The organism is Chryseobacterium sp. NRRL B-14798 (genome assembly GCF_050470705.1).
GTDB classification, from domain to species: domain Bacteria; phylum Bacteroidota; class Bacteroidia; order Flavobacteriales; family Weeksellaceae; genus Chryseobacterium; species Chryseobacterium cupriresistens.
Genome location: NZ_JBFLUL010000005.1, coordinates 4,438,994 through 4,464,274, shown reverse-complemented (window position 1 = coordinate 4,464,274; position 25,281 = coordinate 4,438,994). Strand labels below are relative to the sequence as shown.

Genomic DNA, 25,281 nt, shown 5'->3' with positions numbered 1-25,281 from the left:
TTTTATATGATATAAGCTTTTTGCCTGTTAAATAAAGGATTTTAAAGTGTTTTTATTGTCAATTTCTAGAATGGGTATAAAAAATCCCTTATCAATGCGATAAGGGATTAATTTATTGAAAAGTATAACAATAATATCAGACCTGTATTACTCCAAGATTGAACTTCTCCGTGATAGGAGAGTGGTTTGCAGCTTCAATCCCCATAGAAATCCATTTTCTGGTATCAGCAGGATTGATGATGGCATCTGTCCATAATCTTGCTGCTGCATAGGTAGATTCAGTTTGTTTCTGATATTTCTTTGAGATGGTATCCAGAATTTCGTTATGCTCTTCTTCTGAGATATTTTTTCCTTGTTTCTTTAAGGTAGACTCCTGAATCTGAGCGAGTACTTTTGCTGCCTGTGCGCCACCCATTACCGCTAAATCTGCCCAAGGCCATGCAACAATTAATCTGGGATCATAAGCTTTTCCACACATCGCATAATTTCCTGCTCCATAAGAATTTCCTGTTATAATAGTGAATTTAGGAACTACGGAATTGGAAACCGCATTTACCATTTTAGCACCATCTTTAATAATCCCGCCATGTTCTGATTTTGAACCCACCATGAATCCGGTGACATCCTGTAAGAAAATTAATGGTATTTTTCTCTGATTACAATTGGCAATAAATCGGGTTGCTTTATCTGCAGAATCAGAGTAGATCACTCCTCCGAACTGCATTTCTCCTTTACCGCTTTTAACCAGCTTTCTCTGATTGGCAACAATCCCTACGGACCAGCCGTCAACTCTTGCTGTTGCACAGATAATACTTTTACCATAGTCTGGTTTATATTCTTCGTATTCTGAGTTATCCACAATACATTTGATAATTTCGTAGGTATCGTATTGCTCAGCTCTTGAGACCGGCATAATTCCGAAAATATTCTCAGGATTTTCTTTTGGTGGGAAGCTTTCTATTCTGTCAAAGCCCGCTTTTTCAGTAGTTCCGACAGATTTCATGATGTTTTTGATTCTGTTCAGAGCATCTTTATCATCTTTAGCTTTATAATCCGTTACTCCTGAAATAGAGCAGTGAGTGGTTGCTCCACCCAATGTTTCATTATCAATACTTTCTCCGATAGCTGCTTTTACCAGATAACTTCCTGCAAGGAAAATAGAGCCTGTTTTATCCACAATCATAGCTTCATCACTCATGATGGGTAAGTAAGCTCCTCCAGCTACACAACTCCCCATAACGGCAGAGATCTGGATGATTCCCATAGAACTCATTTTAGCATTATTTCTGAAAATTCGTCCAAAATGTTCCTTATCCGGGAAGATCTCATCCTGCATAGGAAGATAAACACCTGCAGAATCTACTAAATAAATGATGGGAAGCTTGTTTTCCATAGCAATTTCCTGTGCTCTCAGGTTTTTCTTTCCTGTGATAGGAAACCATGCACCAGCTTTTACAGATGCATCATTAGCGACAATAATACACTGTCTTCCGGAAACGTAGCCAATAACAACTACAACACCTCCGCTAGGGCATCCTCCATGCTCCTGATACATTTCATATCCTGCAAATGCTCCAATTTCTATGGAATCTGAATCTTTATCGAGGAGATAATCTATTCTTTCTCTTGCTGTCATTTTTCCTTCATCACGAAGCTTTTGAAGCCTTTTCTCACCACCTCCTTTTTTAATCTCAGTGAGTAAGCGATTTATTTCAGATAATTTTAATCTGTTCTGATCCTCTCGTTTATTGAATTCGATGTCCATAAAATTTTCAATTTTTTACGCTTAAAGATACTATTTTTATGAGGAATATAAATTGGAAGTAAAACAGATGTTTAATTATTTGGTTTCTAGTAAATTGTGAAATTTTTAACTAAAAAATATTTTTAAATAATTTATATTTTTTCTAACTTTACACTAGAGTAACAGAGGTGATATTCTCTGCAAAATACTCTAAGTTCCTAGTTTATTTTTTTAATAGTTTATTATTTGAAGGCCCTGAAAGTTTAACAAATTTTCAGGGTTTTTTTATATCTATATGGGTTTGCCAGTAATACTTTCTATATGATATTTAAGAGACCATGTTGTTGATTTCAATCCTGACTTGATATCATATTGGTTTTGATTTTTACTAAATTATTAGAAAACGTCCTGAATTAAGAGTAAAAACTATTAAAAACTTTATTTATCATCTTTTTATTAATATAAATTTATGTTTTTTTGTAAGATTTATAAAAGCGTATTTGTAAATTTGCACGTTAAAATCAAAAGGGGATAGGTTATGCATAAATTGGCGCTTTTCAGGTTACATTTAATAGTTTTTTTATGGGGATTCACCGCAATTTTAGGAAAACTGATTCAGGCCAATGCTCAGATTCTTGTGTTTTACAGAATGTTGTTTGCCTCAATCTTTTTGTATGTATTTATCAGATTCTTTAAAAAGGAAAGCATTAAGGTGTCCAGGAAAATATTCTTTCAGCTGGCTGCTATAGGCTTTGCAATGGCACTTCACTGGTATTGTTTCTTTTATTCTATTAAAGTTTCCAATGTTTCAATTGCCTTAAGCTGCCTTTCCTTATCAACACTTTTTGCTTCGATTCTGGAACCCATTATTTTCAAAAGGAAAATTGATATATCTGAAGTAGTAATGGGAACTGTTATTGTGGCCTGTATATTATTGATTTTTAAAACAGAATTTCATTTTAAAGAAGGTATTATTTATGGAATTTTGTGTGCTATATTCGGGACTGTTTTTTCTGTTTTTAATGGTAAAATGTTTGGGAAAACAAGTTCGGGAAACATTATTTTTTATGAAATCTTCTGTGGTTGGTTCATTTTAATGATATTTTATCTGCTTTCGGGACAAATTTTTCAGATGAATGAAATAAACTACAGGGATTTGGCGTTAATATGCTTGTTAGCCAGTGTTTTCACTGCTTTTCCCATGCTGGAATCTGTGAATTTAATGAAATATATATCACCTTTTACTTTAATTTTAACAGTTAATTTAGAACCTGTCTACGGAATTATACTAGCTTTTTTTATCTTTGGAGAATCAGAACATATGAGCCCTATATTTTATGTCGCTTCAGGTGTTATGATACTGGCAATCATTGCAAACGGATTAATAAAAGCCAGAAAAACTAAAAACTTAAACTAAGCATCAAATTTATATGATGAAAAAATATTTTTTACTTGCATTTTCACTGTTGTTTGGGCTTTCTCAATCTCAGATTATCAGAAAATATTCCAATGAATTTTTAAATATCGGAGCCGGAGCAAGAGGCCTTGCAATGGGAGGAGCGGTAATTACCAACCAGGATGATGTATATTCTCCTATGTGGAATCCCGCAGGTTTGATGTCCATTGAAAGAGACTGGCAGGGAGCAGCAATGCATGCAGAATACTTTGAGTCTATTGCGAAATATGACTATCTGGCTTATGCAAAAGTACTTGAGGAAGGTGTTTTTGGGGTTTCCGTAGTAAGACTGGGAGTAGATAATATTTTAAATACAACCCAGATGATCGATTCTGAAGGGAATATTGATTATGATAAAATCACAAAGTTCTCTCAATCCGATTATGCTGCAATTCTTTCTTATGCTTTCAGACCAGGAGGAAATCCGAAATTAGATGTCGGGATCAATGCTAAGATTGTATATAGAAATGTGGGTAAATTTGCTAATGGTTATGGTTTTGGTTTCGATGTTGGGGCGATTTATAAAGCAGATAACGGATGGAAGTTCGGGGGGATGGTAAGAGATATTACAACTACTGTCAACTTCTGGACGGTCAATCAGAAAGAACTTTCTACTGTTGTAAACGGGGAAGAATTTAACCCTGCTCCCAAAGATAAACTGGAACTTACAATGCCTAAACTGAATGTAGGGGCCAGCAAATTATTTGAAATCAACAGCAGCGTATATGTATTGCCGGAAGCAGGTATAAATGTGGATTTTGCTAAAACAGCATCCTTAATTTCTACAGACTTTGCCAGTATCAGTCCTTACGCAGGAGCTGAGCTGGGATACCAGAAAATGATTTTTGTGAGATTGGGGATCAACAGATTCCAGTCAATTACAGATATAGAAGATCTTAAAAGAAAAGTTTCTTTCCAGCCAAGTGCAGGTCTTGGAATAAGATACAGAGGGCTTACACTGGATTATGCCATTACAAATTCAGGGATTGGCGGATCTAATTTTTATTCCAATTTCTTCTCCTTAAAACTGGATATGGGAGCATTTAGAAACGATTAAAATTATAAAAATGAAAAAGTTATTAATGCTGATGCTGGTAATAAGCTCAACAATGGCTTTTACGCAGAAGGTTTCAGATTATAAATATGTAGTAATTCCGGAAAAATTTAAAACCTTTAAAAACAGCAGTTTTGGATTGGAAGCTTATCTGGCTAAAGGGCTACAGGGAAAAAAGTATGAAATTTTAACTGAGGCAATGGACAAATGGCCATCTGAGGCTAGAAATAATTCCTGTAATGTAATTAATGCTGAAGTGCTGAATGATAAGAGCTTATTTACAAATAAAGTGATTTTGCAGTTCAAAGACTGCAATAAAAAGGTCATTTTAGAATCCAAAGGGCGCTCAGATATAAAGGAATTTGAAGAAGGGTTTCCTGATGCTTTAAAGCAGGCTCTGACACATGTTCCACTTTCCAGCCCGGTAGAAATGAAGCCTGCTAAAATATCAGATGCTGCTGAAAACGTACAGAATACAGTTTCTGAAACCGTTGTATCTGCAGGAACTCCGGAAGCAAATAATTACTCGAACGGGAAACTTGATCTTCAGAAAATACAGATTGATTCTAATCAGTTTATCTTGGCAAAATCCGGAAGTTCCGTACCATTTGCTGTTTTCAAAACGACTTCTAAGAGTGCTGTTTTCCTTGTAAAAATGGCTGATGGAAATACTACCATCGGATATTTTGAAAACGGGAATATTGTAATAGATATTCCACAGACTGACGGAAGATTCTCCAAAGAAGTCTTTACAGCAAAATAATTTACATCAATAATAAGAAAAATATCATCCTTAATTCATAACTTTTTAGAATTAAGGATTTATTTTAACTACATAGATATGAAAAAAGTTTACATTTCTATATTGGCAATACTGTCAGTATTTTCGAGTGCACAAAGTGTATTTAATACCCAGTTAAACGAAATTAATTTTGGGGCTTCCAGTGATCCTGATAATTTTATAAAATTCAATAATCATATTCTTTTCACAGCCACCAAGTCTACAGAGGAAGGAAGGGAACTGTGGAGTTTTGATCCGGGTACTCAAAAATCAATTCTGCTGAAGAATGTTTTTCCGGGGTACAGCATTGGGATGACTGGAGATCCGTCTTTTATGAGGCTCAATAATAAAATTTACTTTATTGCTGTACAAAGCAATAGTTCGTCCAATAATCAGCTTTGGGTCACAGACGGAACCACGGTAGGAACATCCAAGGTAAAAGATCTGAATTTTGAGTTTTCGGTGGCTGCAACTGCTGCGGTCGGAAATAATATCTTTTTCTACCACCACAATGAACTTTGGTCTTACAATACCGTTACAGATAGTCTGCAGCTATTAAAAACATTTCAATATTCCGGTGATGTAAAAATGTATACCTTGAACAATACTTTGTTCCTGGCAGCAGATGATGGCACACATGGAAAAGAGATATGGAAATCAGATGGAACCGTTGCCGGAACATCTTTATTAAAGGATATCGTTCCCAATGCAGGTGGAAGTATTAATGGCGATTTTAAAGCACTGATTTTTAAAAATAAACTATACTTCGTGGTTAATCTTGGAACAGGAACAGCGGGATATGAATTATATTCATCAGATGGAACAGAAGCGGGAACAGTATCCATAAAATCTGTAGGTTATCCGCAGCTGGAAGGAGCTGCCGCTGATAATTATTTTGTTTTTACAGGCTTTGATGCAGCAAATGGCTATGAACCATGGGTTTCTGATGGGACAACGGCAGGAACTTATCTGTTGAAAAATCTAATGCCTGGAGCTACAAGTTCTATGGCAATGAAAAAATTTGTAAAATATAATAACAAAATATTCTTTGAAAGTAGTGCCAACGGTGTTAACTCTGTGTATGGTAATTATATCTGGGAAACAGATGGTACAGAAGCCGGAACTGTTCTCTTCAATACGCACGCAGGAGCTTTGATTTATGGGAACAGCTCAGATAATAATCATTTGATTCTTACGATGGCTAATTATGGAAACAGATATTGGATAGTGAATGGAAATTCTTCACAGAGTTTTGAGATTACAGGCCTTGGAATGCCAAATAATAATAGTTTTGTAGACCTGAATTCTAAAATTTATCTTACCGGAAATACCCCCAAATATGGCACTGAACTATTTTCACTAAATCCGGTGACCCATCAGACTACAATAGCTTCGGACATCAGTAGATTTGAAAGTTCTTTGCCTCATGCATTTCAGGTACTGAATGATGATCTTATTTTCATTGCGACAGACAGACAGTATAACAGCCAGATTTATAAGAGAAATAAAAATACACAGCAGATTGAGAGAATATCCAGCTTTGGAGGAAATTCGTTTATAGGTATGGGCAGTGACTTTAATGACAATTTCATTAAAGTAGGAAACTATCTTTACACTCCAGAAGCAGCTTACAGAACAGATGGTACAGAAGCCAATACTTTGTCAATATCATCCCCGAATATTACCAGCAGGGTACCGTATACCAGCTTGAACGATAATACATTACTTTTTGCCGGATACAATAATGTGGTAGGAACTGAACTTTGGAAGATTGATAATACATCCAATACTGTTAGTATGGTCAAAGATATTTCCCAGGATAATATGGGAAGTCTTTATTCCGTAGATTCAAAAACTGCAATACTGAATGGTTTTGCTTATTTTGTGGCAAAAGATAATGGAAAACTTGGGATCTGGAAAACAGATGCTACTGAAGCCAATACCCAAAAGGTAATACAGTTTTCCTATCAGGATGGGACAAATGGAGATATTAAGGTACTGAATGCTTTTAATAATAAATTATTCTTTACAAAACAACAGGAAAATACTCCTGCGAATTACAGCTCCGGGCAAAACGAGCTTTGGATTTCAAACGGCGATCAGGCATCTGCTACATTACTGAAATCTTACGCTGCTCCTTATGGCTCTTCAAGTATTGCGAGAGAAACAATAATATTTAATAATAAGCTTTTTTATGTCACTTCAGGTTATCCTTCTCCAGCGCTGCATTCTACAGATGGAACAGTGGCAGGGACAGAACAGATACTAGCGGGAAACTTTTTTGGTGATGTAAAATTTAAAAAATGTGGAAATCAGTTATTTTTTACCAATAACAATAGTACACAGTTGTGGAAAACAGATGGAACAGCGAATGGCACATCTGATTTATCCCAAAATTTTTCTTCAGTGAAAGATATGACGTGTGCCAACAATTATCTTTACTTTCTTAATGGGGATTCCCAAAAGGTATGGAAAAGTGACGGTGTTTCAACCTCTCCGATGGATATTTTTGTGACAAACGATGATAATCAGCTGTTGGTTAATGAAAATATTCAGAAAATGGGAACAGATGGTGAGAAATTATTTCTGACCATTAATACCAAAGAACATGGAAGTGAATTGTATGTAGTGACTGATCCACTGCCTGTTTATCTGGCAACCCATGAAATATCAGGCGCAGAAAGTAAAAAAGGAAATTCAGATCTGCAGATTTATCCTAATCCTGTTTCAGAATATTTTTCAATAAGACTGAACGAAAATTCTAAAATAGAAATCGTGAAAATTTTTGATGCCTCCGGAAAACTTGTGAAGAATATTATCTACAATAATAAAAATATTGATGTAGCAGAACTTCCATCAGGAATATATTTTATTAAGTTAAAAACAAATAAAGGGGAATATATGGGTAAGATTATAAAAAAATAATACATGTAAAAGGCTCTTAAAAAGAGCCTTTTATAATATATATGTTGATGTGTTTTTCATTCTTTTAGCATTTTACAAGAGTCTTATAGATATAAAAGCAATTGGATGTCAAATGAAATGTGATTAGATTTATAAAAAGAGAAGAATTTTCATAGCATTATTGTCATTAGTTGATATTACTAATTTATGGAAAAAATATAAATAATACTAATATTTAATAAAATATTTATTTGTTTGTGTTTTTTATTGATAAATTTCCTTTTTGTACTGGGGATTGTTGGTTTTTGTCTCTTATTGAGTAAATGAAAAAAGTATATGAGTTTTTGCATTAAAACTTCATTTTGTTTGTGACAAATTAGCTGCTGTACTGCATTAGTTTATCAATTAGCATTAAAAAATTCCCAAATCACTTTCGCTTTACTTTTCCCCAGAATTTCTTCAAGAGTTTCAAAATTGGCTTCTTTGATTCGTTTTACAGACTTCAGTTTAGACAAAAGCAATTCGATTGTTTTTTCTCCAACTCCAGGAATTTCTTCAAGTTCAGATTTTATCGTAGAGTTTTTTCTTCTCGTTCTGTGATGTTTTACCCCAAACCGGTGGGCTTCATCACGAACACGCTGAAGGATTTTCAACGTTTCAGATTTTTTATCGAGATATAAAGGAATAGGATCTTCCGGGAAAAATATTTCTTCCAGTCTCTTGGCGATCCCTACAATGGTAATTTTTCCATAAAGTCCTAATAACCTCAGGCTTTTAACAGCAGAAGAAAGTTGTCCTTTTCCACCATCAATCAGAATTAATTGAGGAAGGCTTTCTCCTTCATCAAGCATTCTTTTGTAACGGCGGTAGATGACCTCTTCCATCGTTGCAAAGTCGTTTGGCCCTTCTACCGTTTTAGGATGAAAAATTCGGTAATCTGCTTTACTCGGTTTTCCATCTTTGAAAACAACACATGCAGACACAGGATTCGTTCCCTGAATGTTGGAGTTATCAAAACCTTCAATATGTCTTGGTTCTACAGGCATTCTCAGTAGTTTCTGCATTTCGGCCATAATTCTGTTAGTATGCCTTTCAGGATCTACAATCTGAACCTGCTTCAGCTTTTCAAGACGGTATTCTTTAGCATTCTTTTCAGAAAGCTCTACAATTCTTTTTTTATCTCCTACCTTGGGAACAATCAGTTTTACATTTGGGATTTCTACAGACAAATGAAACGGTAAAAGAACTTCCTTAGAATCTGAAGAAAACTTCTGACGGATCTCAATCAAAGCTTCTTCCATAATATCTTCATCCGTTTCCTCAAGAATCTTTTTAATCTCGGTGGTAAAACTCTGGATGATATTTCCGTTTCTGATTTTAAAGAAATTGACATAAGCAGCGGTCTCATCACTGGTCATTCCGAAAACATCTACATCATCAATATTCGGATTTACAACGGTGTTTTTAGCCTGATAATCCTCAAGAATATCCAGTCTTTCCTTAATGATCTGAGCTTCTTCAAATTTAAGATTGGAAGCCAGCTTCATCATCTGATTCACTAGATAATCCTTTGCCTTACGGAAATCCCCTTTGATAATTCCGCGGATAGCATCTATTTTTTCGTCATAATCTTCCTTGCTTTCAAGATCTTCACAGGGCCCTTCACAGTTTTTGATATGGTATTCCAGGCAGACTTTATATTTGCCTTCCGCAATTTTGGATGGGGAAAGATTCAGATTGCAGGTTCTAAGCTTATAAATATGTTTTATAGTATCCAGCAATATCTTTGCAGGGCGCACTTTGGCATACGGACCGTAATATTCGGATCCATCTTTAATCATATTTCTGGTCAGAAAAATTCTTGGAAAATCTTCATTTTTGATGCAGATCCATGGATAAGTCTTGTCATCCTTCAACATAACATTATAAAACGGCTGGTACTCTTTAATCAGATTATTTTCCAATAAAAGTGCATCATACTCGCTGTTTACAATTGTCGTTTCCAATCGCTGGATTTTGCTGACCATTATTTTGATCCTGTATCCTGAAAGGTTTTTATTGAAATAGGATAGTACCCTCTTTTTCAGATTTTTAGCTTTTCCCACATACAAAAGCTGTTCGTTTTTATCATAATAACGATAAACGCCGGGTTCAGATGGTAAGGTTTTGAGCTGTAATTCTAAAGAAGGATTCATATAACAAAATTAAGGAAACTTTCCCTATTTAAAAAAAGAAAAACCTGCAGATAATTCTACAGGTTCCGGTATTTTGATAGTGTATCCTATCCGTGGTTCATTTCGGTATACTGATAGATGAGAAAGCTTAAATAATTCCATTCTACAGAATTTTTTGGATATTTTTTCATGAATTCAGGACTGTCACCAAACAAAAAGTCATAGTTGTCTTCAAAATCATCTTTGTGAAGCCACATTACTTTATTGCCTTTCTTTATATAATAAGATTTAATAACACCTCCGCCAAATGCAGGGGCACCGGCAAACCCGGTACTCACTGTTTCTGAAGCAAACGGATCATGATAAACCGTAATAAGCTCATTAAATTCAGGATTGATCACCTGCATTAAAAAAGCTCTGGGCTCTTTCTTGTTTTTTAAAGAAACAATCTGGTTTTCGTAAGGAATGGCATCGTCGGTAACAGATTTGCTATATTTTTTTGTGCTGTAATTTCTCATGTTTGAAATAAACTTTGCCGCTTTCATCGACTTTTCAGTCTCTGTAGCATATAAATACATTTCAGCAATATCGGTTGCCTCAAATTTTATTGGCTTTCTGGTATCAACATCCTCAATGGTGATGGAAAGAATCTGTCCCCTCTGTTTTTCCCAGGATTTACTGTAACCCTGATGTTCTGTATTATCTTTTAAAATAATGGTGGAAACTTTTTTATCTGTTGCAGTATTGAAACCTTCGTTAAACAGATAGCGGTTCATTTCTTTTCTTTCTTCTTTTGAATATTTTACTTTCTGGGCGAAAGCAGCTGTGCTTGCTACACATAAAGCAAGGAGTAGAGTTTTCAGTCTCATGTGTTATTGTTTTTAATTTTCGGGGCTAAATGTAGTAAATTAATTCGCTTGTTTTATAAAAATATAGAAGATTGAAATTTAGCTTTTCCAATTATTGTTAAATGCGTAATTTTAAGGAAATTTTTTAGAAATGATATACGGGGTAGATGTTTTTACTTTCCATGATGTTCTGGAAATATGTAAAAAACCAAATAAAGCGAAGCTGAACAAAGCTGCAAAAGAACAAATTTTAAAATCTCAGAAAAACGTACAGAAAATAGTAGAGTCAGACAGATGCGTATATGGAATCAATACAGGATTCGGACCATTATGTGATACTAAAATTTCAGCGGATGAAACCGCTCAGTTACAATATAACCTGATCATTTCTCATGCGGTAGGTGTAGGAAAACCGATTGATAAAGAACTTTCCAAGATCATGATGATTGCTAAAGTACATGCTCTTTCTAAAGGATTTTCGGGAGTTTCCCTGGAGGTTATTGAAAGAATGATTCTCATGCTTGAGAAAGATATCATTCCTGTGGTTCCTGAACAGGGATCTGTAGGAGCTTCCGGAGACCTTGCTCCATTAGCGCATCTCGTATTGCCTTTACTTGGCTTAGGACAGGTTTGGGAAGGAGATATGGTTTCCGATACCATGGAAGTGTTGAAAAAGCATGACCTTGAACCACTGGCTTTAGGTCCGAAAGAAGGATTAGGGCTGATCAACGGAACACAGTTTATCCTTGCCCATGCCATCAAAGGACTTGAAAAATTTGAATACTTACTGGATCTGGCGGATATGACGGCAGCTATGAGTATTGAAGCGTACAGAGGTTCTGCAAGCCCTTTCAAAAAAGAACTTCATGAGATCAGACCGTTTGAAGGCAGTAAAAAAGTAGCGGCAAGAATGCTTAAGTTCTTAAAGGGATCAGAAAACTTGAAAGCTCACGAAGACTGTGAAAGAGTGCAGGATCCTTATTCCATGCGATGTGTACCACAGGTTCACGGAGCCAGCAGAAATGCTTTTGAGCATCTTAGAGGAATGGCAGAAACAGAATTGAATTCCGTTACGGATAATCCGATCGTATTAAGTGCTGAAGAATCTATTTCAGGTGGAAACTTCCATGGACAGCTGATGGCATTACCTTTAGATTATGCTACATTAGCAGCTGCAGAGCTAGGGAATATTTCAGACAGAAGAAGCTACTTATTATTAGAAGGAAAATATGGACTTCCAAGATTATTAACGGAAAGCTCAGGATTGAATTCCGGATTTATGATCCCTCAGTACACTTCAGCAGCCTTGGTTACAGAAAATAAAACATTATGCTTCCCGGCGTCGGCAGATTCTATTCCAACAAGTTTAGGACAGGAAGACCATGTTTCTATGGGAAGTATTTCAGGAAGAAAATTCAATCAGGTTCTGGGAAATCTTGTGAATATTCTGTCTGTTGAGCTGATGTTTGCCGCTCAGGGACTTGAATTCAGGAGACCTGCGAAATGCTCTAAAGTAATTGAAGAAAACTTTGCAATTCTTCGTTCTAAAGTTGCCAAGCTTGAAGATGACAGACTGATCGGTAAAGATATGCTGGCCATTGCAGAATTGATTAACGAACGAAAATTTGTTGTCAACTAATACAAAATACTTGAAAGCTTCCGGAAGGGAGCTTTTTGTTTTCACAAATCTTTAAATCCTTCAATTTTTAAATCGTTAAATCAACTAGATGAATATACTCAGAACAGATTCTGCCAATACAGATTTTCAAACTCTTGTAAAATCCCTTGACGCTACTTTATCCGAACATAATGGAGAAAATGATGACTTCTTTGCTCAGTTCAATACAATAGATACTATCAAAAACTGTATCGTAGCCTATATAGATGATATTCCAGCAGCCTGCGGAGCATTCAAACCATTTTCAGAAGATACCATAGAAATAAAAAGAATGTTTACCCATCCTGATTTCAGAAAAAAAGGATTAGGTTCCGCTATTGTGAAAGAACTTCAAAGCTGGGCAACAGAATTGAACTTTACAAAAGCTGTATTGGAAACTTCCAGGGACCTTAAGAGTGCCATCTCGGTGTATGAAAAAAGTGGTTTTTACAAAATACCTAATTATGGTCAATACGTTGGAATAGAGCAAAGTGTGTGCTACGAGAAAGTATTGTAATTTAATATTCATGTAATGCTAAATTCATTTTTTTTCAATTTTTAATTCCCGTTAAAGTGTTATATTGTGGTCTCAACCAAAATTATAACATATGAAAAAAACTGTATTCCTACTGGCAATATTTTTTGCCTTAAACTCGTGCACCAGAGAAGATCTTCAGAACGAAAATGTAAAAACCGAAATGTCCCAGAAAGATCCGTTGACTGCAAAACAAATCAACGAAAGGATCAATCAGGCGATTAAAACGGACGGTACTTTCAATTGGAAGAATGAATCCGATCATTTCGTATGGAGTGCTATTTTCCGCGGAAATAAAATGGTATCGATCGGTTTTGGAACTTCTAAAGATGATTTCGATAGAAGTAAATCTCCAAACAGCAATGATATCGAAAAAGAAGTTCTTTCTGTGATCAAAAAGTATGAAGGAAAAGACGAAAGAAATTTCCTTCTTCTTTCAGATCAGTATCTTAATCAGATGGATGTTGTCATTGAAAATGAGGAAACTGTTTCCGCACTTCGCCAAATGAAGAACATCCGATATGTAGAACCGGCAGATTATCATTATTTTGAATTTGAAGCTCAATATAATGCAGCTGCAAAATCTTCAGGAAGCGGTTCGTCAGGGTGTGGATTTTCATCATCTACATTAAGTACTGCAGACTATACCTCAACAACGCCAGGTGCAAAAATACCGTGGGCTTTTACTAAACACAGCATTCCTGAAGCCTGGGGCTATAGTACCGGAGCAGGCGTAACCATCGGGCTTATTGATACAGGTGTTTCTCCTGAACAGACTTTATTGGGTGGAAGTTTTAATAATGGAGCTTCTTCAGGAAGAACAATCAGCAAATACGGAGTGTATAATTCAGATGGATCAGGAGATCAGTGCGGGCATGGAACAAAAATGGCTTCTGTAATAGCAGCTCCGAGAAATAATGCAGGATTACCTGTAGGAGTAGCTTATAATGCCAATCTGATCGCTTACAGAGCCGCAGAAAATGTTGTTCTTGAAACATCCAGTGAGCAAACTGCTGTAAAAACGGCTTTCACTGAATTGGGTAACAATACCAATGTAAAAATCATTTCTATGTCGATGGGACACATCTTTTCCGTTGGAAAAATTGAAGACGGTGTTAAATATGCTTATTCTAAAGGAAAACTGATTTTCTGCGCCGGAGGTACCTCAACCAGCTTTACCAGCTTTGTCGGAGTAATTTTCCCTGCATCCATGCCGGAAACTCAGGCTATAACGGGAGTGAAAGAAAATACTTCCAATCAGAAATGTGATGTGTGCCACTCGGGAAGTCAGATTGATTTTACCTTCCAGATGGAGAGATCTTCAGGAAATACCGTTCCTGTATTGAGCTATTACAATGGTCAGGCAGATTATGTGGGTGGTTCTTCAGTGGCTACAGCAGCTACAGCGGGAATTGCGGCACTCGTTTGGGCTAAAAATCCATCATGGACAAGAGACCAGGTTCTTACTAAAATGAGACAGGCTTCAACCTACTATCCAAATGTTAATTCAAGCTATGGCTATGGAAATATCAATGTTTTAAAAGCTGTACAATAAAATAATAACCCTATAAAAAAAAGGAAATATCTCAGCTGAGGTATTTCCTTTTTGTTTTAATATAGAGAAGGCTATCCAATCCTTACACTTGTCATACTCAATGAACCCCCGATAAGCTCATCATTGAATAAAGTAAGCTCTTCAGCCTGATCTTTCAATCCTAAAGTATATAATAGAGGGAGATAATGATCAGGAGTAGGAACAGCATATTGTAAGAACGTACCCTGTTTCTGGTAATCTATGATATTCTGAAAATTGCCATCCAGAAGCCAGTTGTTGGTTTTTTCACGGGCTTCCACTGCCCAGTCCCAGCCGGCTCCTACTGTATTGATGTTTTTCCAGTCAATAAGACGAAGATTATGAACAATATTTCCACTTCCGATGATCAGGATACCTTTTTCACGAAGTTTGTTCAGTCTTTTTGCCAGATCATAATGATACTGAGGAGGTTTTGTATAATCAATACTCAGCTGGATCACCGGAATATCTGCATCAGGATACATATGTTTGATCACAGACCATGCCCCATGATCAAGTCCCCAGCTATGATCTTCTTCCACATCTACAGGAAGAAGTAACTCTGCAGTTTCTCTTGCCAGTTCGGGATTTCCCGGTGCAGGGTACTGCACATCAAAAAGGGCTTTGGGAAAACCGTAAAAATCATGAATGGTTTTCGGCATATCCATAGCCGTTACAAAAGTTCCGTCCGTATACCAGTGGGCAGAAATACAAAGAATTGCATTGGGCTTTGGAATTTCTGAGGCTGCTTTCCGGAAACCCTGTACAAATTGATTCTCTTCAATGGCATTCATTGGTGAACCATGTCCAAGAAATAAAACAGGCATTCTCTGTGTACTTTTAAAACCGTCGCTAATGTTTTGAAGATCGTTGAGGTTCATAAATATTGAAGATTATAAAAAATAAAAGGTTCAAGGCTTTTAGAAAAATCCCTGAACCTTTTAAAATATATGTTATTAACTATGCTTGCTTTACAAACTGTAATTCACCAGCTACTTTTACATCATCACTTACCATTACACCTCCTGCTTCAAGAGCAGCATTCCAGTTTAATCCAAAGTCTTTTCTGCTGATTTTTCCTTCAAAAGAGAAACCTGCTTTTGTATTTCCCCATGGGTCTACGTTGATTCCTCCGAAGTCTACATCAAGTGTTACAGGTTTTGTAATTCCGTTGATGGTAAGATTACCTACAACAGTATTGTTTAATGCCTGAGATTCAAATGTGATCGTAGGGTGAACTTCAGCATTGAAGAACTCCGCCGACTTTAAGTGGTTGTCTCTGTCCGTATTGTTGGTGAATACAGAATCCGTCTGAATCGTAGCAGTAGTTTTAGCATTTGCAAAAAACTCATCTTCAGAGTCAATTTCAGCAGTGAAAGTTCTGAAGCTTCCTTTTACGTTAGAGATCATCATGTGTTTTACTTTGAAAGTAATTTCACTATGCGTAGGGTCTAAAATCCATTTTGTTGCCATTGTATTTCGTATTTTTTGTTTGTTATTAATAATGCAAATTTAGGACAGCGTACCTATACAAGTCATTGATATAGGATAAGAAATGAGTTTTTTTGTCAATTGTCAATTTTGCTTCGCAAGTGAATGGTGAATTTCTTTCAACATCCAATTGACAAGCGCAGCGGATTGACTATTCACGATTGACTTATTTAACATCAATCGTCAATTTTGCTTCGAAAGTGAATGGTGAATTGATTCCAGCATCCAATTGACAAGCGCAGCGGATTGACAGTTCATGATTGACTTATTCTAATCTCCTTTAAAAATTCTACTCTTAAGTTAAGGAATATTTCCATTGAATACATGAATTCCATTTTATGAATGTTTTAATTTAACATTTCTTAACGAATGGTTTTTATTTCTTATTTTTGAAGGATTCAATTTTATACAATGAAATTACATAAATTTTCTTTATTGATGCTGGTTTTAGGCAGTTCGGTATTTGCCCAGACCCAGAAGTTTACCATGGCGGAGGCTGTAAATGGAATGAGGACCAACCTTGCTGTGAAAAATATTTCCCAATTTTCATGGTCTGCAGACGGAAAATCATACATTCAGGCAGTAAAAGGCGGTTATCTGATTACAGATTTGAAAACCAACAAACAGGATACCCTGATCTCCTTGAGTCAGCTGAACAGAAATCTTTCCAATGATAAGCTTAAAGCTGTTCCTCCTATTAAATTTACAGGGAATTCCAATGGATATTTTACGACAGAGGGCAAAATGTCTTGGATTGAAAAATCCGGAAACGATTGGAAAATAAAAAGCACAGCTGCTATTGATCAGAATGCTGCCAATGTTAAAATGTTTGGTGACGGCCATACTTTTGCCTTCACAGCAAAGAATAATTTATTTGTCAACAGGAACGGAAAGACCATTGCTGTAACCAACGAGACCAATGAAAATATCATTAGCGGACAGGCCGTTCACAGAAATGAATTCGGAATTGATACCGGAATTTTTCCTGCCCCGAATTCTGAGAGTGTAGCTTTCTATAAAATGGATCAGAGCATGGTAGCAGATTACCCGATCATCGATTGGTCTGTAACACCTGCTGTCAATCACAACATCAAATACCCGATGGCTGGCCAGACTTCTCATCAGGTAACATTAGGGGTGTTCAATATTAAAACACAATCTACTACTTTCTTAAGAATTGAAGGGGAAAAAGATCAGTATCTGACAGCGGTTACATGGAGCCCGGACTCAAAATATATTTTTGTAGGAGTTTTGAACAGAGCTCAGAATCATATGAAAATGAATCAGTATGACTCTGTTACAGGAGAATTGGTAAAAACATTATTTGAAGAAACAGACAGCAAATATGTAGAGCCGCAGCACCCGCTTACTTTCTTCCCGAATTCTAATGCAGACTTTATCTGGCAGAGCCAGAGAACTGGATACAACCACTTGTTCCACTACAGCCTTGAAAAAGGACTGATATCCCAAATCACAAAAGGGGATTGGCTGGTAACAGATATTTTAGGATTCAATGAAAAGAAAAAGGAGATCTACTTCACCTCAACAAAAGAGACTCCTTTGGAAAGACATTTATACAGAATCAACTGGACCAACTTCAAAATGCAAAAGCTTGATAATGCAGAAGGAATGCACATCGGAACTTTGAGCGGCGATGGGAATTATCTGTATGATGCTTACAGCAATGCGAATTCACCGAGAGTTGCCAACATTATCAATACAGCTAATTTAAAAACTACGAATATCCTTACTTCTGAAAATCCATTAAAAAATTATCAGAGACCGGAAATTAAAAACGTAGTGTTAAAGACTGATGACGGAACTCCTTTGTATGGAAAAATTATTCTTCCAACCAATTTTGATCCGAACAAAAAATATCCGACTATTGTTTATCTGTACAACGGACCACACTTACAGCTGATCACGAACAGCTTTCCGGCCTCAGGAAACCTTTGGTATGAATATATGGCTCAGAACGGATACATTATTTTTACAATGGACGGAAGAGGTTCTTCTAACCGTGGAATGAAGTTTGAGCAGGCTGTATTCAGAAACTTGGGAACTACAGAAATGAACGACCAGATGAAAGGTGTAGAGTACTTAAAATCTCTTCCTTATGTAGACGGAGATAAAATGGGAATTCATGGATGGAGCTTCGGAGGATTTATGACAACAAGTTTTATGCTTCGTAAGCCGGATGTATTCAAAGTGGGTGTAGCAGGAGGACCTGTAATCGACTGGAGCATGTACGAGATCATGTACGGAGAAAGATATATGGATACTCCGCAGGAAAATCCACAAGGTTATGCGGTTGCAAATCTATTGGATAAAGTTCAGAACCTGAAAGGAAAATTACTGATGATTCACGGTGCACAGGATGATGTAGTCGTATGGCAGCATTCTATTAAATTCATCAAATCTGCTGTTGATAACGGAGTTCAGCTGGACTACTTTACTTATCCGGGACATCCGCATAATGTGATCGGGAAAGACAGAGTTCACCTGATGCAGAAAATTACAGATTATTTTGATTTGTATCTGAAGAAATAATAATACAATCCAGTCGGAAAGGCTGGATTTTTTGTTTTTGCTACACAAGTATTATGTTTTTTGGAAAACGCAAGGGCGCAAGATTATTAAATAGGTTATGTTGTAAGACGCAAGGATTTTATCTGCGATAAAATTTTATGATTTGTAATTTTATTTCACGCTGATTTTGCAGATTAAGCAGATGCAATGGAAATCTGCGTAATCTGCTTGATTTGGGATAAAATTTAATCTAAATATCATTCTGCCTTTGCTGAAAATCTTCGATTTTCTTGCGCCTTAAAAAATCATAAAAATAAAAATTCCTTGCGCCTTTGCGTTTTCCAACAAAAGAATCATCAGTATTCAACAGCCCTTCCGATCTTAACAAACATCAATGTTTTTGATTTTCCATAGTGGTAACTTTGTATCACTAAAATCAACAATATGGAATTAGGAATAGGAATGTTCGGTGATCTGGCTTTTGACCAGTCAACCGGGAAATATAGAGATGCAGGAATTAAGATCCGTGAAATACTGGATCAGGTAAAATTGATGGATGAGGTAGGAATTGATGTTTTTGCTATGGGAGAACATCACCGTCCGGATTATGCTGTTTCCTCTCCGGAGATTGTTTTGGCAGCAGCAGCAAGCATTACAAAAAATATAAAACTGGCCAGTGGCGTTACTGTTTTGAGTTCTTCGGAGCCGGTAAAAGTGTATGAGGATTTTTCAACGCTGGATTTAATTTCAGACGGAAGAGCAGAGATCTTTGTCGGACGTGGAAGTTTCATCGAGTCATTTCCTTTGTATGGCTATTCACTGAATGATTATGAACAGCTATTTGATGAAAAACTGGAATTATTACTGAAAATCAATTCTGAAGAAAATGTAAGCTGGTCAGGAAAACTTCGTGCACCGATGCAGAATCAGACGGTATACCCAAGAGCAAAAAATGACGGAAAACTTTCCATCTGGAGAGCCGTTGGGGGAACGCCGCAGTCTGTTTTGAGTGCAGCACAATTGGGAATGCCATTAGTGGTAGCTATTATTGGAGGAATGCCAATCCAGTTTAGAAATCTGATCGAGTTTTATAAGCAGGAATACCAAAAAGCGGGACATGATGTTTCAAAAATGCAGATCGCAATTCACTCCCATACTTTTGTGAGTGATGATCAGAAAGTAGTGGATGGATATTTCCATAATTATAAATCACAGATGGACAGAATTGGAGTTTCAAGAGGTTGGGCTCCTTATACAAAAGCACAATATGAAGGTGGAAGAAGTAAAGATGGTGCATTATTTATCGGAAGTCCGGCGGAAGTAGCAGACAAGATTGCTTATATGAAAGAAATTTTCGGAATTACAAGATTTATCGGCCACATGGATGTAGGAGATCCTGCTCATGATGTGATGATGAAATCGATAGAATTGTTTGGAAATGAAGTGAAGCCTGTTATAAAAGGACTGTAACAGGAAAGTTTGTGAGGTGTGAAAGCCACGAAAGATCTGTTTCTTTTGTGGCTTTTGTTGTTTTAAATATAGTATTAAACAATCTCAATCAGACTTCCTCTTTCTTCGTCTTTAATAATATTGAGTGCTGTAGGAATTTTCTCTTTCAGTTCTTCCACGTGCGAAATAATTCCTACAATCCTGTTTTCTTTCATCAGATTGGTGAGCGTTTCAAAAACGATATTCACAGATTCCGTATCCTGAGTTCCAAAACCTTCATCAATAAAGAAGAAATTTTTATCGGCCTGCGCATTGGCCTGAACACTTTCTGCAAGAGCCAGAGCCAGACTTAAAGATACCTGAAATGCCTGGCCTCCGGAAAGTGTTTTGACACTTCTGCTTTTTCCTTCGTTGAGGTAATCAATAATTTCAAAATCGTTATTCTCATTCAGCTGGAGGCTCAGCTGATTTCTGGTCATCCGGTGAAAACGCACATTAGCATGATCACAAAGCTGTCTCAGATAAATAGATGAAACATATTGTACAAAACCCGCACCTTTAAAAAGATTCATCATGATTTTTAAATTTTCTGAGCGTTTTTGAAGTTGTGCAAGTTCTTTCAGAAGTTCCTCTTTTTTTACAAATTCCTTTTCCAGACGATCTATTTCAGCAGTTTTTGTGACTACAGAATCACTAATCTGCTTTTGTTCGGTTTGTGCTTCGGTGAACTGCTGTTCAGCGATAGAAAACTGTTCGTTATTGAACGAAAGGCCTTTCAGTTTTAACTCCAGCTCTCCGATGAATTTCTTTAAAGCTTCAAATTCAACTTTGAAAAGCTGAACTTTAGTCCTCACCAGCTCAACATTAATTTCCTGAAGTAAAATATTCTCAACTTCTTTAAATTCTGTGAAATTTTGATCAGCCAATGCTTTGACAACTGCTTCTTCATTCCCTGAAATTTCCTTCTCCAGCTCTGTAATCTGCTTTTCAGATTGGCTCACAATAGCCTTTTGCTCTGCCAGTTTCGGAGAAAGAATTTTTTCCTGTTCTACAGTTTTCAGGTAATTCTCTTCAATCTCTTTATTAGAATAAGCAAGCTTTTGATATGATTCTTCAATTTCTTTTATTTCCTTTTGAGCATACAGATCCCATTCGAGAATTTTAAGACCGGAACGGCTGATATTAATTTGCTCCTGCTTCGAAACTTCTTCCAGACGGAAAGCTTCAAGAGCACTCTTATATTTTTCCAGTGTTTTGGATTCTCTGTCAAAATTTTCCCTTGCTAAAGCGATATTCCGTTCCGTTTCTTCAATCTTTTTCTCCAGCGTAAACGAGTCTGAGCGTTTTTTCTCAAATTCCTCTTCCTGGTTGGAAGCAAATTGTTTCCAGGTGAAATTCAGCAGATGATTTTCAATATCCTTCTGAATCTGCAGCAGTATTTTTTGTTCCGAAAAAAGCTGTTCCTCAAAGATCTTTTTACGGTCCAGAATCTTGTCAATTTCAGCCTCCTGCTTTTGAAGTCCTGTTGCTTCCTGTTCAAGCGATGCTATTTTCTCCTGAATTTCCTGCAGTTCAGTATTTACATCATGAAATTCCACAATATGCGGATGTTCTTTAGAACCACAGAGCGGGCAGTTTTCTCCGTCATGAAGTTCACTGGCAAAACGGGAAAGTTCTTTTTGTATTTTGAGATGATCCAGTTTCTGGGAAAGTTCCTTTTTTTGAGCCTCTAAGGTTTCTTTTCTGATTCTGAAATCTTCTTTATAATTTTCGGTATAAGCAAAAGGCTTTAATTCTTCTGTAATTTCTCCGATCTGCTTTTGATGTTTCCCGATCTTTTCAGCTTGTTCCTGAAGCGATTTTTTTAAATTCTTTTGCTGAATAAACCAGTTGCCCACTTCAGAAAGCAGGGCAGAATCCAGTTTTTGTTCTTTTAAGGTTTTAATCTGTGCGGAAAGCTCATCAATAGTCTTTTGAATTTTCTCTTTATGAAGATTTACTTCTTTTACTTTTTCAGAACCTTTCCGGGTTCTTTCGTTCAGGATCTTGATTTCTTCAGAAAATTTCAGGATCTGAATAATAAGGTTCAGATCATTTTCCTGAATTCTGGATTGCTCTAATGCCTTAAACTGTGGTTCAAGAGTCATGAGCTGCTCTTTTACAGTATTAAAAGCCCTTTCAGTTTCCTGCCAGTCTTTGATTTGCTGCTCCTTTTCGTTTCGTTTTGAAGCAATTTCTTTTGAGAGTTTATTTTTCTCAATAATCAAAGGGTTGAAAATTCTGAAAATCCTGTCGTATAATTCTGCCTGCATTTCCAGAGCATCCATCTGAGGCTTTTCTTCTGAGAGTTTACTGAATTTTTCTTTGTTTTGCTGTAAACTGTCAAAGTCACTTTTCAGGTTTTTTAGCTGTTGATAGGTCTGGGAAACCTTTTCCAGTTTTTCATTGGATTCGGAGAGCTTTTTTTGTTCCTCTGCAAGCTGCTCTTTTTGAATCCGGATCTTCTCTTCATTGATTTCTTCGAAACCTTTTAACTGTCCTTCCAGCTGATCCAGTTCAGATCTGTTTTTTACATTGAGTACAGAAACATTGTTCTGGAGGTCAAATTTCTGAAGGTTAAAAATTTCCTTCATCATGTTCGTTCTTTCTGCAGCGCCCAATTCAAGGAATTCTTTGAACTGTCCCTGCGGAATAATGATGGTTCTTTTGAAGTTGGAATAGCTTAACCCAATAATAGCTTCTGCATTCGAGTGATCCAAAGGAATCCATTTGCCATTGATGTTTTCATAAAATGTAACCGCGTTAGGCTTTACTTCTTCAAATTTCTTTGAATTTCGCTTAAAATCACGGGAAGCACGGAAAAGTTTATTCTCATAATTGATAAAATCAAATTCAATATAAGAACTGTTTGATTTTAAATTCATCATGTTATAAGCCCTTTTATCGCGCATATTCAGACGTTCCGTTTCACCATATAAAGCAAACGAAATGGCCTCAAGAACTGATGATTTTCCGGAACCTACAGCCCCGAAAATCCCAAACAGCCCCGCCTCAGTGAGATTTCTGAAATCAATGGTCTGGCGTTCCCGGTACGAGTAAAGTCCTTCGATAGTTAATTGAACAGGGATCATGGCTTATGCATTTAAAATTTCGTTAAACAAATTCATCAGTTCTTCATTGGCTTCCTGCCCGCCGTTTTTGGATTTAAAATAATCCTTGAATAAAATATCAATATCCTGACTTAAATTGATCTCCTGGTTTTGATTTTCTGCCAATTCCAGATTTTTTATTTTGGGGATAAGGTGTACAATTCCGTTGTGAGACTGGTAGATTAATCTTCTTTCGTCTGCCGTTAAAAAAGTCTCACTTTCCAGTGTAAGTTCAATAAATGTATTGGGATTTTCACCCAGCCACTGAACAGCATCATCAATGGCGGTAAATGTTTTTCGGACTAAAGCTCTCGCGCTCTTCAAGAGTTTCTTCTCGTAGGAAACTGTTTTTCCAGGTTCTGCGTCAATAATAGAAACATACTTCGTTTGTCCGGCTTCACTGAAACTGTAGCACAGAGGAGAGGATGAATAAATCACAGGCTTTTCCTTCGTTCCGATATTCTGAAAACCATGAAGGTGGCCCAATGCCGTATATTGAATCTGCTCAGGAATACTGTCCGAAAAAATCAGATCTGCATTTCCTATCTTAATTGGTTTTTCTCCTTCCGGTTCCTCGAGAATTGCCGCACCTCTTTTATTCATGTATAAATGAGCTGTCAGAAGGTTCACTCCGGAATCATCACAAAACTGATCAGCAAGGTTTTTCCAGGTCTGGGAAAGCACTTTGTTGATTTCTTCCTCTTTATTTTCTCCAAAGTATTCCTTTAACCGGACCTCATTCGCAAAAGGAGTATGAAGAATTCTTACAGGAAAATCTATTCTATCAATTTTCAGCTCGATAAAACCTTCTTTCGAGTTGGTAATGTTGAAATATTCTGTACCGAAAGGCACAATCTCCGCTTTGGGATGGCCGATTAAAATAATTCCGCATTCTCTTGCCAAAGGATCAGGAGCATTGATTAAGCTGGGAGAATCATGATTACCGGAAATAGCAATTACAGGACGTTTTCCGTTCAGGGATAAACGTTTTAATGTTTTATAAAAAAGTTCAGCAGCCTCAACACCTGGATTAAAATTATCGAAAAGATCACCGGCAATGAGAACTAAATCAACATTTTGCTCATCGGCCATCTTAACAATTTCATTCATAACCAAAACCTGTTCTTCAAGTCTTGAAAAACGGTCGAGGCGCTTACCCAAATGCCAGTCGGCAGTGTGGAGGATTTTCATAATGTAAATTTGAGAATTAAAAAGAATATATGCAGCGTAATTTTCAAGTTGTTTCGCAGAGAATTATTTTGATGTTATTACAATGTAAAGATAGAGAATACTTCATTTTAAAAATTAAGGTTTCCCTTACTTCGGATCAAGACAATTATAGCTTATTGTCAGCTTCTCTTGCTTTGAAATCTTCCCGGATTTGTTTTAACCTTGCTTTTCTTTCAGCTTCTGCATTTTGTATTTTACGTTTTTTCTGATCAATTTTCTTTTTATTTTTCTTCCTGTTCGCTTCGTTGTTTTTGCTCATATTTTTTTATGGGTAAGAAATAGCTTCTTCAAAAATAAGAAACAAAAAGGGAAGAAGAGGTGTAGATTTCCATATAAACTTATAATCAATTAATTTTGCAAAAAAAAGATGGAACAGCAGTCCAAAGATCCTTTACACGGAAAAAGACTTGATGCTATCCTGGAAGAACTGGTAGAATATTATCAAGGTTTCGAAAGGCTAGGTGAACAGATCAATATTAAATGTTTTACAGATAACCCTAGCATAAGTTCTTCGCTGAAATTTCTACGGAAAACACTCTGGGCCAGAACAAAAGTGGAGAGCCTGTATCTCTTTATGCTAAGACAAAAAAAGAGAGACGAAAGTAGAAAAAAATAAAGGCTGTAAAAAGAAAATCTCCATTTCTTTATGCCTTTCATAGCTTCCTTCTTCCAACCTCCAGCCTCCAGGCTCATTGAATCATTTCAAA

18 protein-coding genes are annotated in these 25,281 nt (G+C 36.5%); 10 read left to right on the top strand and 8 right to left on the bottom strand.

Going from position 1 to position 25,281, the window contains the following annotated elements:
- Positions 1-136 precede the first annotated feature (136 nt).
- Complete coding sequence (locus AB1278_RS20485; protein WP_110011812.1) at positions 137-1,765, bottom strand: acyl-CoA carboxylase subunit beta; 1,629 nt, start codon at positions 1,763-1,765, stop codon at positions 137-139.
- 517 nt (positions 1,766-2,282) lie between these two features.
- Here AB1278_RS20485 and AB1278_RS20480 point away from each other — a divergent pair.
- The 4 genes from AB1278_RS20480 to AB1278_RS20465 all read left to right on the top strand — a co-directional run bounded on the left by AB1278_RS20480 (position 2,283) and on the right by AB1278_RS20465 (position 7,960).
- Positions 2,283-3,161, top strand: coding sequence for a DMT family transporter (locus tag AB1278_RS20480; protein WP_110011811.1), 879 nt, complete (start codon positions 2,283-2,285; stop codon positions 3,159-3,161).
- Between the two features lie 13 nt (positions 3,162-3,174).
- Positions 3,175-4,257, top strand: a complete 1,083-nt coding sequence (locus tag AB1278_RS20475; RefSeq protein ID WP_110011810.1) for a PorV/PorQ family protein — start codon at positions 3,175-3,177, stop codon at positions 4,255-4,257.
- 10 nt (positions 4,258-4,267) lie between these two features.
- A complete protein-coding gene (locus AB1278_RS20470; RefSeq protein WP_343643069.1) occupies positions 4,268-5,017 on the top strand; it encodes a hypothetical protein in 750 nt (249 codons plus the stop codon).
- Positions 5,018-5,095: 78 nt separating this feature from the next.
- Positions 5,096-7,960, top strand: a complete 2,865-nt coding sequence (locus tag AB1278_RS20465; protein ID WP_411414430.1) for a T9SS type A sorting domain-containing protein — start codon at positions 5,096-5,098, stop codon at positions 7,958-7,960.
- Between the two features lie 380 nt (positions 7,961-8,340).
- Here the strand turns inward: AB1278_RS20465 and uvrC are convergent, their stop codons facing one another.
- Both uvrC and AB1278_RS20455 read right to left on the bottom strand, forming a co-directional pair.
- Positions 8,341-10,134 carry an excinuclease ABC subunit UvrC gene (gene uvrC, locus AB1278_RS20460; RefSeq protein ID WP_110011808.1) on the bottom strand — a complete coding sequence of 598 codons (1,794 nt, stop codon included), beginning with the start codon at positions 10,132-10,134 and terminating at the stop codon, positions 8,341-8,343.
- Positions 10,135-10,220: 86 nt separating this feature from the next.
- Complete coding sequence (locus tag AB1278_RS20455) at positions 10,221-10,982, bottom strand: hypothetical protein (RefSeq protein WP_429816688.1); 762 nt, start codon at positions 10,980-10,982, stop codon at positions 10,221-10,223.
- A 130-nt stretch (positions 10,983-11,112) separates the two neighbouring features.
- Between AB1278_RS20455 and hutH the strand changes: the two genes are divergently transcribed.
- From hutH to AB1278_RS20440, 3 genes are all read left to right on the top strand, one after another.
- On the top strand, positions 11,113-12,600 hold the full coding sequence (hutH, locus tag AB1278_RS20450) for a histidine ammonia-lyase (protein WP_202843759.1): 1,488 nt from the start codon (positions 11,113-11,115) through the stop codon (positions 12,598-12,600).
- Positions 12,601-12,688: 88 nt separating this feature from the next.
- Positions 12,689-13,135, top strand: coding sequence for a GNAT family N-acetyltransferase (locus AB1278_RS20445; protein ID WP_202843757.1), 447 nt, complete (start codon positions 12,689-12,691; stop codon positions 13,133-13,135).
- Positions 13,136-13,226: 91 nt separating this feature from the next.
- The gene (locus AB1278_RS20440) at positions 13,227-14,708 is read left to right on the top strand and encodes a S8 family peptidase (RefSeq protein ID WP_202843756.1); all 1,482 of its coding nucleotides are present in this window, start codon (positions 13,227-13,229) and stop codon (positions 14,706-14,708) included.
- A 71-nt stretch (positions 14,709-14,779) separates the two neighbouring features.
- On the opposite strand, the gene ygiD is transcribed toward AB1278_RS20440, so the two are convergent.
- Positions 14,780-15,607, bottom strand: a complete 828-nt coding sequence (gene ygiD / locus AB1278_RS20435) for a 4,5-DOPA dioxygenase extradiol (protein ID WP_202843754.1) — start codon at positions 15,605-15,607, stop codon at positions 14,780-14,782.
- 79 nt (positions 15,608-15,686) lie between these two features.
- Entirely contained in the window at positions 15,687-16,199 is a 513-nt protein-coding gene (locus tag AB1278_RS20430) for a YceI family protein (protein WP_002983653.1), read from the bottom strand.
- Positions 16,200-16,628: 429 nt separating this feature from the next.
- On the opposite strand from AB1278_RS20430, the gene AB1278_RS20425 reads away from it, so the two are divergent.
- Positions 16,629-18,767 carry a DPP IV N-terminal domain-containing protein gene (locus AB1278_RS20425; RefSeq protein WP_429816685.1) on the top strand — a complete coding sequence of 713 codons (2,139 nt, stop codon included), beginning with the start codon at positions 16,629-16,631 and terminating at the stop codon, positions 18,765-18,767.
- Positions 18,768-19,190: 423 nt separating this feature from the next.
- Positions 19,191-20,216: an LLM class flavin-dependent oxidoreductase gene (locus AB1278_RS20420; protein ID WP_411414435.1), complete on the top strand. Its 1,026-nt coding sequence runs from the start codon at positions 19,191-19,193 to the stop codon at positions 20,214-20,216.
- 74 nt (positions 20,217-20,290) lie between these two features.
- Here the strand turns inward: AB1278_RS20420 and AB1278_RS20415 are convergent, their stop codons facing one another.
- The 3 genes from AB1278_RS20415 to AB1278_RS20405 form a co-directional block, all read right to left on the bottom strand.
- Positions 20,291-23,326 carry an SMC family ATPase gene (locus tag AB1278_RS20415; RefSeq protein WP_343643052.1) on the bottom strand — a complete coding sequence of 1,012 codons (3,036 nt, stop codon included), beginning with the start codon at positions 23,324-23,326 and terminating at the stop codon, positions 20,291-20,293.
- Between the two features lie 3 nt (positions 23,327-23,329).
- A complete protein-coding gene (locus tag AB1278_RS20410; RefSeq protein ID WP_429816683.1) occupies positions 23,330-24,535 on the bottom strand; it encodes a metallophosphoesterase family protein in 1,206 nt (401 codons plus the stop codon).
- A 145-nt stretch (positions 24,536-24,680) separates the two neighbouring features.
- Positions 24,681-24,833, bottom strand: coding sequence for a hypothetical protein (locus AB1278_RS20405; RefSeq protein WP_171006328.1), 153 nt, complete (start codon positions 24,831-24,833; stop codon positions 24,681-24,683).
- Positions 24,834-24,941: 108 nt separating this feature from the next.
- Here AB1278_RS20405 and AB1278_RS20400 point away from each other — a divergent pair, with 108 nt between their 5' ends.
- Positions 24,942-25,190 (top strand): VF530 family DNA-binding protein, encoded by a 249-nt coding sequence (locus AB1278_RS20400; protein WP_429816679.1) that lies wholly within the window; start codon positions 24,942-24,944, stop codon positions 25,188-25,190.
- Positions 25,191-25,281: the final 91 nt, after the last annotated feature.